General features: G+C 36.9%; 11 protein-coding genes. All 11 read left to right on the top strand.

Going from position 1 to position 12,094, the window contains the following annotated elements:
- Positions 1 to 413 precede the first annotated feature (413 nt).
- The 11 genes from H0486_RS09810 to H0486_RS09760 all read left to right on the top strand — a co-directional run bounded on the left by H0486_RS09810 (position 414) and on the right by H0486_RS09760 (position 12,071).
- Complete coding sequence (locus H0486_RS09810) at positions 414 to 1,100, top strand: response regulator transcription factor (protein WP_267023661.1); 687 nt, start codon at positions 414 to 416, stop codon at positions 1,098 to 1,100.
- A complete protein-coding gene (locus H0486_RS09805; RefSeq protein WP_228352835.1) occupies positions 1,093 to 2,019 on the top strand; it encodes a sensor histidine kinase in 927 nt (308 codons plus the stop codon). Before H0486_RS09810 ends, H0486_RS09805 begins: the two co-directional genes overlap by 8 nt.
- A 168-nt stretch (positions 2,020 to 2,187) precedes the next feature.
- Entirely contained in the window at positions 2,188 to 2,853 is a 666-nt protein-coding gene (locus H0486_RS09800) for an ABC transporter ATP-binding protein (protein WP_228352834.1), read from the top strand.
- A 68-nt stretch (positions 2,854 to 2,921) separates the two neighbouring features.
- On the top strand, positions 2,922 to 5,540 hold the full coding sequence (locus tag H0486_RS09795; protein ID WP_228352833.1) for an ABC transporter permease: 2,619 nt from the start codon (positions 2,922 to 2,924) through the stop codon (positions 5,538 to 5,540).
- Between the two features lie 227 nt (positions 5,541 to 5,767).
- On the top strand, positions 5,768 to 5,881 hold the full coding sequence (locus H0486_RS09790) for a DUF1858 domain-containing protein (protein WP_228352832.1): 114 nt from the start codon (positions 5,768 to 5,770) through the stop codon (positions 5,879 to 5,881).
- Between the two features lie 300 nt (positions 5,882 to 6,181).
- A complete protein-coding gene (gene gndA, locus H0486_RS09785; protein WP_228352831.1) occupies positions 6,182 to 7,591 on the top strand; it encodes an NADP-dependent phosphogluconate dehydrogenase in 1,410 nt (469 codons plus the stop codon).
- A 32-nt stretch (positions 7,592 to 7,623) separates the two neighbouring features.
- The gene (gene zwf, locus H0486_RS09780) at positions 7,624 to 9,129 is read left to right on the top strand and encodes a glucose-6-phosphate dehydrogenase (RefSeq protein WP_228352830.1); all 1,506 of its coding nucleotides are present in this window, start codon (positions 7,624 to 7,626) and stop codon (positions 9,127 to 9,129) included.
- A 48-nt stretch (positions 9,130 to 9,177) separates the two neighbouring features.
- Complete coding sequence (locus tag H0486_RS09775) at positions 9,178 to 9,804, top strand: cyclase family protein (protein ID WP_228352829.1); 627 nt, start codon at positions 9,178 to 9,180, stop codon at positions 9,802 to 9,804.
- A gap of 218 nt (positions 9,805 to 10,022) precedes the next feature.
- Positions 10,023 to 10,376: a hypothetical protein gene (locus H0486_RS09770; protein WP_228352828.1), complete on the top strand. Its 354-nt coding sequence runs from the start codon at positions 10,023 to 10,025 to the stop codon at positions 10,374 to 10,376.
- Positions 10,377 to 10,547: 171 nt separating this feature from the next.
- Entirely contained in the window at positions 10,548 to 11,780 is a 1,233-nt protein-coding gene (locus H0486_RS09765; protein ID WP_228352827.1) for a DUF438 domain-containing protein, read from the top strand.
- A gap of 96 nt (positions 11,781 to 11,876) precedes the next feature.
- The gene (locus tag H0486_RS09760) at positions 11,877 to 12,071 is read left to right on the top strand and encodes a CDIF630_02480 family spore surface protein (RefSeq protein ID WP_228352826.1); all 195 of its coding nucleotides are present in this window, start codon (positions 11,877 to 11,879) and stop codon (positions 12,069 to 12,071) included.
- Positions 12,072 to 12,094: the final 23 nt, after the last annotated feature.

The raw sequence follows: 12,094 nt of genomic DNA, 5'->3' as shown, positions 1-12,094 counted from the left end.
TTCTAAAATAAATGAAATATACTTATATTGAAATTTTGTTGTTAGCCATAAACAGGAAAAGTGCACTCTTTACTGCAGGAGGAGGTGAAGGCAGATACCGGAAAACGATTAGCCAATTTTCGAGTGAGTTAGTGCATGCTAGTTCGTTTCGTGAGCGACCGACGTTACTATCAGGGAGGAGCGAAACGTAATAGACGCATGCACTAACTCCCGAAAATTGTGCTTGTTTTCTGGTACTGCCTACACTCCCCCTTGAAGTGAAGTGTGCACTTTTCCGTCCCTTTTCCGTCCCTTTTTCATCTCCTTCGCCAATAGCTTAGTAAATAATGGTTTACAATCCCCACCTTTTTGGATAAGATAAAAATGAGTTTATTCATACAAAGGATGTGAACATAGTAATGCAGGAGACAATTATGCTTGTCGAAGATGATGAAGGACTTAATCGGGGAATATGTTTTGCACTGAAAAAAGATGGATATCAGGTGCTTTCATCTAGTTCGATTCAGAATGCTTCACGGTTAATGAAAGAAAATAAGGTGGACTTAGTATTGCTGGATTTAAACCTGCCGGATGGTGATGGTCTGGATTTCTGTAATGAGATACGACAAACATCCCAAATTCCAATTATTATTCTGTCGGCCAGAGATTTAGAAACGGATGAAATTATCGGCTTTGAGATGGGGGCTGATGATTATATTGTGAAGCCCTTTTCTTTATCCGTACTTAAGGTAAGAATTAGCGCCATGCTTCGTAGAAGTTTCAGAATAGAGAATGATACAAAGGATGACAGGGAATGGCTGGAATCTGGTAACATACGTTTGTGTAAGGATACCATGCAGGTCCTTTTAAACAACGAAGAAATCGAATTAAGCAATACGGAATACAAGCTTCTTAAGCTTTTTCTGGAGAATCAGGGAAAGGTGTTGTTAAAAGAGCAAATCCTGGATGCAATATGGGATAAGGATGCGAACTTTGTTGATGAAAATACTCTCCCGGTTAATATCAGAAGACTAAGGTTGAAACTAGAAGAAAAACCATCGGACCCCGTATTCTTGCAAACAGTACATGGTATGGGATATATATGGAGAGAAGGTGCATGAGAATATGAATACCAGTCTGGTTGTGATTGTATCAGCTATTTTCATTTGCCTTTTAGTTACACTACTAAATTATTGGTATCTTAATCGGGTATTGAACCGGATAAGCTGGATTATACATACCTTCCTCACAAGACGGACTATCGATGATACTGATGTAGAAGATACAAGGGAAGCAAAGCTGATTAGTCAGCTTAAGCAATTAATTATGATTGCTGATCATGAGATTAAGTCCTCCAAGGAAGAAAAGGAGGCTGTTACTCGTCTGATTTCTGATTTATCCCATCAATTTAAGACGCCATTAGCGAATATCTCAATGTATACAGAACTTCTTCGTGAATCATCCTTATCCGAGGAAGAAAAGGCAGAGTTCATTGATCGGACAAGAGAACAGGCTCAGAAAATGCAATGGCTGATGAATTCTCTTTTCCATGCCTCAAGGTTGGAGACCGGAAGCATGGATTTTGAAGTTACTCCAACTTCGATAAAGGAAACGATTGCTACAAGTATAACATCCGTTTTTTCTCAGGCTCAGGAGAAGAATATTAACATCTGCATTGAGGAGTTTGATAATTGTCTTTTACTACATAACCGTAAATGGACAGCCGAAGCAATTACGAATATACTGGATAATGCGATTAAGTATTCTCCCATGTCCTCAACAATTCAAATACAAGTAGAAAGAATGGAGTTCTTTACAAGAATTAATATCAAAGATCAGGGAATTGGAATATTGCCCTCAGAATATAACTTGATTTTTAAGCGGTATTATCGTAGTAAAATGGTTGAGCAAAACGAAGGAACAGGATTGGGACTTTATATTGCCCAATTAATTCTCTCAAAGCAGGGAGGATATATTACCGTTGATTCGAAGCTTGGAGACGGAAGCTGCTTCTCCGTATATTTACAAAATGTTGCCTAAAGTTCTTACAAAACCGTAAGGACTTTTTTTATGGATTGTCATGAGGATGTAAGATTTCCCTGTTATGCTAATTCTTGTAGTTGATAGAAAACTTTATGTAATATAGAACGATTCGCATTAATTCTATTACCCATTAGCGGTATTAAACATAATCTGAGGAGGATAAGAATGAATATTTTAGAAACGAAAAACCTGAAAAAATATTATGGAAAAGAACCTAATCTGGTGAAAGCATTAAATGGAGTAAGTATTAAGATAGAAGAAGGTGAGTTTGTTGCAATTGTAGGTACCTCGGGCAGTGGTAAATCCACTCTTCTGTATATGCTGGGTGGTCTGGACTATTCGACAGAGGGTACTGTGATTGTTAACGGGAAGGAACTTTCGAAATTGAAGGATAATGAACTGACAATTTTCCGAAGAAGAAATATAGGCTTTGTTTTTCAAAACTATAATCTGGTTCCAGTATTGAATGTATATGAGAACATTGTTCTGCCCATTGAGCTGGATGGGAATAAAGTAGATGAAAGCTATGTTGACGAGATTATTAAGACATTGGGGATAGAAGATAAACGTTATAACCTACCCAATCAATTATCCGGCGGCCAACAACAGAGAGTTGCTATTGCAAGAGCTCTGGCTACGAAACCAGCAATTATTCTAGCGGATGAACCTACCGGTAATCTTGATTCAAAGACCTCTCAGGAAGTTATCGGGTTACTGAAAACCTCCGGAATAAAGTTCCATCAGACCATAGTCATGATTACACATAATGAAAGCCTAGCTCAGTTATGTGATCGAATTATTCATATCGAAGATGGTATGGTACACGAATAATCTTAGACTACATCAACACTGCATAGAGTGTGCTAACACCGGATACATGGTGTAGAACGGAGGAAAATATGAGAAATAATAATTTTAAGGTGATTCGTCGTTTATCAAATCGAAACCTTAGAAAAAATAGAATGCGTAATATTTTCGCATTATCTGCGATTATTATAACCGCAGTATTATTTACCACCTTATTTACATTAGGGTTTGGGCTTATTCAGATAACACAGGAGCAAAATATGAGACAGGTCGGAACAAGAGCCCATGCCGGTCTAAAGGATGTTACAAAAGATCAATATGATAAAATAACGGCTCACCCTTTAGTAAAGGAACATAGCTATAATATATTCATTGGTAATGCAAAAAATAAGGAGCTGGTAAAGCGGCAAACAGAGATTCGGTATACAGAGGAGCAGGATTTAAAATATGGCTTTGCTGTTTTAGAAGAGGGTAAACTGCCAGTAAATGAGAATGAGGCCGTAGTAGATACCATTGTTATGGATTTGATGGGAATTCCCCATAAAGTAGGGGAAGAAATAGAGCTAAAGTTTAATTTTATGGGAGAAGAGATTACGAAGAGATTCACTATATGCGGATGGTATCAGGGAGACCCTATCGCCAAAGCCAGTACCGTGTATTTGTCAAGAGTATACTATGATCAAATATCCGAGCCCTATACGGAAGATGATTTTCTTAAGGTTACTGATGAAACTTCAGGAGTAGGACTAATTCAGGGAAGCATTGTTTTTCGGAATTCCTTTGACATTGAAGAAAAAATGGCTAAGGTGATAATTGAAAGTGGATACTCTGTCGAGGATATTGATATAGGAATTAACTGGGCCTATTTTACAGAAGTAAGTGGAGAAGCTGATTTCATAAGTACAGTATTCTTAATTACTGTGTTCTTGGTTATCTTGTTAACCGGATATTTAATTATATATAACATATTTCAGATATCGATTATCAATGATATCCGCAACTATGGTTTGCTTAAGACGATAGGAGCAACAAAAAAGCAGATTCGTCGATTGGTCCTTAGACAAGCATTTCTTTTATCCGCAATGGGAATTCCCATAGGATTAGGCCTGGGATACTTGATAGGAAACCTATTTATACCAATTCTTTTTGGTAATTTTACGAATATGAATATTCAGAATTTTCATATGAAGCCCAATTTTTATATTTTCCTGTTCGGTGGCTTGTTTTCATTAATCACAATCTATATTAGCTGTAGAAAGCCAGGAAAAATCGCAGGTAATGTATCTCCGATTGAGGCAGTAAAATATACGGAAGGCGGCAATTTTAGAAGAAAAAGAAAGAAATCGAGGCATGGAGTCAGTCTATGTAACATGGCATTTTCGAATTTAAGCCGTAATAGAAAAAAGACACTCATCACGATCTCTTCTCTATCTTTAAGTGTGGTCCTTATGATAGAGGTTGTAACTTTTAGCAGAAGCTTCAGTATTGATAAATTTATGGAAGGAATGCTAACCGGGGATTTTATGATCTCTTCGATCGCATTAAATAATTATCATACTAATGTAAATGATATGAAGCTTCCTGAGGAATATATTAAAGCAATTGAAAGCTTGGATGGAATTGAAACGAGTGGAAGGTTATACACCACCTCCGACAGAAGAAACCATACCTTATCGGATACTGCTCTTAATCGATTCCGTGAATTCTATGAAAAGGGGGAATTGAAGACTTATGAGGAAGAATACTATCGCTTTATGATAGAAAAAACCATAAATGAGAAACTCCCAATTACTGAGCAGCGTTATGCTTTTGATGAGACTCTATTACATAAGCTAAAGGTGCTTGAGGGAAAGCTTGATATAGATAAGTTTCGATCGGGTAACTATATATTAGTGGTTCCTTATCCGGATATGTCTGGGAGCTACTATAAGCCGGGGGATAAGGTGATGTTGAATTATCATACCTCAGAATCAGTACTTGAAGATGTGCTTTATAATAATATTATTGTCGATCATGTATGGAGGAATGACCAAACGAAAGAATATGAGGTTATGGCAGTGGTAGATATACCTTCCAGCATGACAGAACGAAGGTATTACATTAATTCTCTGATTACCATCTTGCCAATTGATGAATTTCTTGAGAATGACAATGATGCTGAATGCTTTGCGAAAGCTTACTGGGTTGAGGATGAGAAAGAGCCGGCCTTTGAAAAATTTCTGAAGAATTATTCTACTAAAGTCAATCCCAATGTGGATTATGAGTCTAAGGAAGGGATACGAGCGGAATTGTCCAGTATGAATAATACTATCAACTTTATTGGAGGAGCTCTCAGTCTCATTGTTGGAGTAGTTGGAATATTGAACTTTATTAATACGATGATCACCAGTGTTATAACGAGAAAACGTGAGTTTGCTATGCTACAGAGCATCGGACTTACCAATCAGCAGTTAAGAAGAATGCTCATATATGAAGGCCTTTCGTACTTAGTATTAACAGCCTTGATTAGCCTGATCATTGGTTCATTATTGTCCGTTTCATTAATTCGTGCCTTGAATTCGATGATTGTTTACTTTGATTATCAATTTACGCTTCAACCATTCGTTTTACTTTTACCGTTTTTCTTAATCATTGGTATCAGCGTTCCAATGGTAGCTTATCGAAATTCTATGAAGCTAAGTATAGTGGAACGACTTCGTGAAGCGGAATAGTAGGATTTACGTCATCCCATTAGGGTGTCAAAAGTCAAATTAAAGCTATATACGAATATTAACGCATATATATTCTATGAAGTTTTAATTTGCTGACTTTTGACACCCTAATCTGTTTAAATATTAAAAATGTGATTTCAATCACAGTAAGTATCCTTTATTTGCATAAACTATAGATTAAGCAAATATTATTCCGATGTTGGATTAACAGAAAAAGGGGGATCCCTATGGAAAAAAAACAGCTTGACTTATCAAAATCAGTGTATGAATTGTGTGATCAGTATACGGAACTTAAAAATATTCTGGTAGGTCTTGGATTTCATGATATAATAAAGGCGTAGTGAACATGCTTCAAGTATACTTGAAAGCATGTGATCGGAGCCCGAGATCATGAACACGTTTTAGGTTCATGATATAATGAAACCAGGAATGCTCTCCACAGCAGGAAGATTTATGACAATCCCAAAGGGCGCTTTACTTAAGAAAATTTCACTTAATTCAATTATTAAGGAGTTATCTGAGAGCGGATTTCATGTTATGTAACTTCTAATAATATTTCGTATATAATCTTCACAGAATATGTAATATTGATTTTACTTATTTAGATATACAAATGCATGCTATTTAATAGGAGGGATATTATGAAAAAGCATCAGATTGGTGTGATTGGATTAGCGGTTATGGGAAAAAATCTAGCTCTCAATATAGCGGAACATGGATTTCGTGTGGCGGTATATAATCGTTCCACAGGAAAAACCAACGAAATACTGGAAGAAGCACAGAACAAAGAATATGAAGGTAATTTGTCTGCTTATTATAGTTTAGAGGAATTTACAGAGGACTTAGAGACGCCTCGAAAAATCATCCTTATGGTGAAAGCAGGAGATGCTGTGGATGATATGATCAATCAATTACTACCGTTCCTATCAAAGGGTGATCTCATTATGGATGGTGGGAATTCTTATTATATGGATACCATTCGAAGAAACAAGGTGTTAAAAGAACTGGGATACCACTTTTTGGGAACCGGAATATCAGGCGGAGAAGAAGGTGCAAGAAAGGGTCCGGCTATCATGCCGGGTGGGGCAATTGATGCTTATCAGATGATGGAACCAATCTTAACGGCTATTTCAGCGAAGGTGGATAATGAACCTTGTAGTACTTATATTGGTGAGGATGGTGCAGGTCATTTTGTTAAGATGGTACACAATGGTATTGAATATGCGGATATGCAATTGATTGGAGAAGCATATGATATCATGAAGAAAATACTTCACTTGACGCCTCAAGAATTACATGAGGTTTTTGATGAGTGGAATCAAGGAGAGTTAAACAGTTATCTCATTGATATTACAGCAGATATTTTTGCAAAGAAAGACATTGCATCGGATCATTATCTGGTTGATATGATATTGGATGTTGGTGGTCAAAAGGGTACAGGAAAATGGACCAGTCAGATTGCACTTGACTTAGGAGCTCCGATACCAACTATAACGAATGCGGTTTATGAGCGATATCTCTCTGCCAAGAAGGACGAGCGTATCAAAGCCAGTCAAAAACTTAAGGGACCGGAGAGTATCGTTACTAAGCAAAAGGATTTTATAGAGGCTATTCGAAGAGCCCTCTATGCAAGTAAAATCTGTGCCTATGCACAGGGCTTCGGTTTGCTGCATACTGCATCAGAGCAATACGGATGGAAGTTAAGATTTGCAGATATTGCTAAGATTTTTCGTGGAGGTTGCATTATTCGTGCACAATTTCTTAACAGGATCAGCGATGCATATAACGAAAACCCTGAGCTGGAGAATTTACTACTTGCTGAGTATTTCAGTGATATTATCAACTGGTATCAAACTGAGTGGCGTGAGGTGATAAAAGCAGCAATCTCGGCTGGTATAGCAATACCAGCATTCAGCAGTGCTTTAGCCTATTATGACAGCTATCGCTCAAAGGAATTACCAATGAATTTGCTTCAGGCACAACGTGATTACTTTGGCGCGCACACCTACCAAAGAATTGACAAAGAAGGTATTTATCATACCCAATGGTAGAGGGCTAATGTGTTAGAAAGGAGGGAGGACATATGACGGACAATCAGAATAACCGGAGGGAATCAGATTTATCAGCGATTATGGTGATTTTCGGAGGAACCGGAGATTTAACGAACCGTAAACTAATGCCAGCCTTATATAATCTGGTCCTGGATAAATTACTTCCGGAACACTTTGCTGTAGTAGCAGTTGGAAGAAGGGATAAAACAAGGGAAGAATATCTTAATGATATTTATGCTTCGATTAATAAATTCTCCAGGAATAAAATAGATGACTCGATATGGCTCCAGTTAAAAGAAAAGATTCATTATTATCAATTTGATTTTACAGAGATGAATGGTTATACAGGATTAAATGAGTTTCTTAACAGCTTGGATAAGAAAGCTCATACTGGTGGTAACAGAGTGTTCTATCTGGCAGTAGCACCAGAGTATTTTGAAACGATCGTTCAAGGCTTGCAGAATAGTAACATGGCAAAAAAACAGGGATCCTGGAGCCGTCTGATTATTGAAAAGCCCTTTGGTAAGGATTTAATCACTGCAAGAAATCTTAATAATAAATTGCTAGAGGTGTTTGAGGAAAGCAGCATCTATCGTATCGATCATTACCTTGGGAAGGAAATGATTCAGAATATCATGGTGCTTCGTTTTTGTAATTCTATATTTGAATCTATATGGAATAATAAATTTATCGATAATATCCAAATATCTCTTACAGAGAAGCTTGGAGTGGGAACGAGGGGTGGTTATTATGAACACTCCGGTGCCATGAGAGATATGATACAGAATCATATTATACAGATACTTTCCCTTGTTGCCATGGAACCCCCGATTAATCTAAAGACGGATTCCATACGTACCGAAAAGCAAAAGGTTTTAGAAGCCATTGAAGATATTACCCCGGAGTTTCTAAAGAATAATGTTGTATTCGGTCAGTATGGACCCGGTATAATTGATGGAAATCCGGTACCCGGATACCGTGAGGAGCTTAATGTTCCTAAGGATTCTTCTACTGAAACCTTTGTAGCGTTAAAGCTTCATATCAATAACTTCCGATGGGCAGGAACACCCTTTTATATCCGGACAGGAAAACGACTTGGAAAAAGTTCTGCAGAGATTGTAGTTCAGTTTAAGGATCTCCCTAATATACTGTATTTTAAGGATCAGGAAATTCAGGAGCCTAATTTATTAGTTCTTCGAATTCAACCCAATGTAGGTGTTTTCTTTCAATTTAATACGAAGGATTTTAGTACCCATAACGGTATTGTTCCGACCAAGATGGATACGAGTTCCTTCAGTCCAACACAGGGGAATACACCGGAAGCTTATGAGAGATTAATATATGATATATTACGAGGGGATGCAACTCTATTCTCCAGATGGGATGAGGTTGAGGCGGCTTGGATGATTGCGGATCGCTTGATTCAATATCGCGAGCAAAAGAGAAGCCAGTTCCCTAATTATGATGCAGGAACTATGGGCCCGATAAGAGCCTTTGAATTACTGGCTAAGGATGGACGAAAATGGTGGCACGTATAATTGTGAAAACAAAGGAGGAGTAGTGTTATCAACAGAATGGAGGTTAGTATGAATTATACCAGAATATATGATATATCGATGCCAATTACGCTCGATATGCCGGTGTATAAAGGCAAACCAGAAAAGAAACCATCAATTATTGTGGAGAGTGATTATTCAACTGGTAATTTCTATGAGAGTAGAATATCCATGAATCTTCATACAGGAACACATTTAGACCGAACACTTCATATGGTAAAAGACGGTAATACGATTGAAAACCTATCACTTGATCGAGTGATTACTCCGTGTAAGGTACTTGATCTTACCACAGCGATAGAATGTATATCGAAAAGCAATCTGATGAAGAAGGATATCCAAGAAGGCGACTTTCTACTATTAAAAACAAGAAATTCTTTTGAAGACATATTAGAAGAAAACTTTATTTATCTAGATAAATCAGGTGCAGAGTATCTGGCATCCAAGAAAATTAAGGGTGTTGGAATCGATGCTTTGGGAATTGAACGAAGCCAACCGAATCACGAGACACATCTTCAACTAATGAAGGAGGATATTCAGATATTAGAAGGCTTACGGCTTCAGGATATTGAAGAAGGTGAATACTTTTTATTTGCTGCTCCTATTAATATTGCAGGAGCAGAAGCAGCTCCGGTAAGAGCGGTTCTACTGCAATAGAATATGGATATATAGTTTGATAAAGGCAATTATGAAATCTTGCTTAATGAGCTGGATTTTATAATTGCCTTTTTATATTCCAATAATGTAGAAATTCATGCTTAAAGTAACATATTTCGACACGGTGCATATCTTATTACTATAAAGCGATTAACTAGCTCATATAGAAACAGTGTCATATGGAAGGCTGTTCTATACATACGAAAGGAGGTGAAATAATGGGGTGGAAGTTGGCAAGAGTTGAACTATGTGGATGTGAACGTATTAAACCCAATGAAGAAAAAGACATCTGTATTATTCTGGATGAAGAAGATAGAGCAGTAATTCATGGTACAGTAAAGTTCCCCAATGGTAAACCCGTTAAGGGTGCAACTGTTAAGCTGTTTAAAAAAAAGGACTTCAAGGATTGCTGCGATACTTGCGATTTAATACCAATCACTTTCGCATTCACAGATGACTGCGGACAATTTTTATTTGGTGTAGAAGCAAATACTGATTATGTTATCAAAGTCTTCTTCTATAAGCCTGAAAAACCAAGATTACTAATAGATAAAGATGAAGTTGTATTATAAATATAAATAAAGAATTGCTCATTGTATAATAATAGAATTGATTTGCCGGTAATAAACCTCGAATGACATCTGATCGAAATATTAGTAAATCGGATGTCATTCTTTTTATATTTTCAATTATAAATGGGGATACATAACATAAATAGGTTACAGCAGAAATGGAGGATTAATATGAGCGAGTATATCAATAATCGAGAGTTCCGACAAAAAGTGTTGAAAGAATTAATTATGGAATTGCATAATGGGAAAAGTGTAGAAGAGGTAAAAGAACGGTTTGGCAAATTAATTGAAGGAGTATCTGCTACGGAAATATCTGCAATGGAGAATGCATTGATTCGTGAGGGCATGCCTATATCAGAAGTACAAAGACTCTGTGACGTTCATGCGGCGGTATTCAAAGGTTCCATTGAAGAGATTCACAGACCGGAGAAAGATGAAGAGGTACCGGGACATCCTGTATTCACATTTAAGGCTGAGAATCGTGCTATTGAGAGATTAATATCAAAGAGTATAAAACCAAACTTGGAAGCATTTCGATCAAATGAGAAAGAAAATAGTCGTGAGAAATTAATGGAAAGTATGAATCAATTATGGGAAATAGATAAACATTATTTACGAAAAGAAAATTTATTATTTCCATATATGGAGAAGTACGGTATAACTTCACCTCCGAAAGTGATGTGGGGAGTGGATGATGAGATAAGAGATACCATCAAGGAGATAAAATGCTTATTAATGGAGGTGGGGAATAAGGATGAAATTATAAGTAGGATGGAAGTCTTATTGGGTAGAGTGGAGGAAATGATATTCAAAGAAGAGAACATCCTTTTTCCCATGGTTTTAGAAACCTTGAATGAAGACGAATGGCTGAAGATTGCAGAAGAAAGTAAGGAAATCGGTTATTGTCTTTATGAACCGAAGCAGATATGGAAACCGGTTCGAATTAATGTAGAAGAAAAGATTCAGAGACATGGAGAAGAGCCTGTTGAGAGAGGATACTTTAAATTCGAGACAGGAGTTCTATCGATGGAAGAGATGGAGGCTATGCTGAATACTCTGCCTGTTGATATTACTTTTGTGGATAAGGATGGAGCTGTGAAATATTTTTCACAGGGTAAGGAACGAATTTTTCCGAGAACAAAAGCAATTATCGGTCGTCAGGTACAAAATTGTCATCCACCAGCCAGTGTTCATATCGTGGAGCAGATTGTAAATGATCTAAAAGAAGGAAAAAAAGATCATGAAGATTTTTGGATTACTATGGGAGATCGTTACGTGTTAATACGTTATTTTGCAGTGAAGGATCAACATGGTGAATTTATTGGTACCTTAGAGTTTACACAGGATATTGCACCTATTCAGGCTATATCAGGAGAAAAGCGATTGGTTTCTATGGAATCATAGAATAGATGTTAAAAAAAACGGAAACAATGAAACAGAATATAGTAATTATTTTAGTAACATGAAAACAGAATATAATATAAAAATGGAGGAATGATGATGTTTACAAAGAAAAAGGATAACTTTCAAGGAAAGAATAATAAGCGTTTGGATTCCATTAATCCTACCAATAATGAAGGAACTGCCGCCTGGCAAAATTCAGAATCTAACTATAAGGTAGACCAGGTTAATAAACCCTCCGAAGAACGAGTAATTGACGCGAAGGACTGGGTTGACAATGGTAGCAGACTCTGAGAGAAAATAAATATGTTAATAAT

Origin of the sequence: Variimorphobacter saccharofermentans, from assembly GCF_014174405.1 — a bacterium.
In the GTDB taxonomy this organism is placed as follows: Bacteria; Bacillota; Clostridia; order Lachnospirales; family Lachnospiraceae; genus Mobilitalea; species Mobilitalea saccharofermentans.
This window is presented reverse-complemented; position numbering and strand designations above follow the sequence as displayed.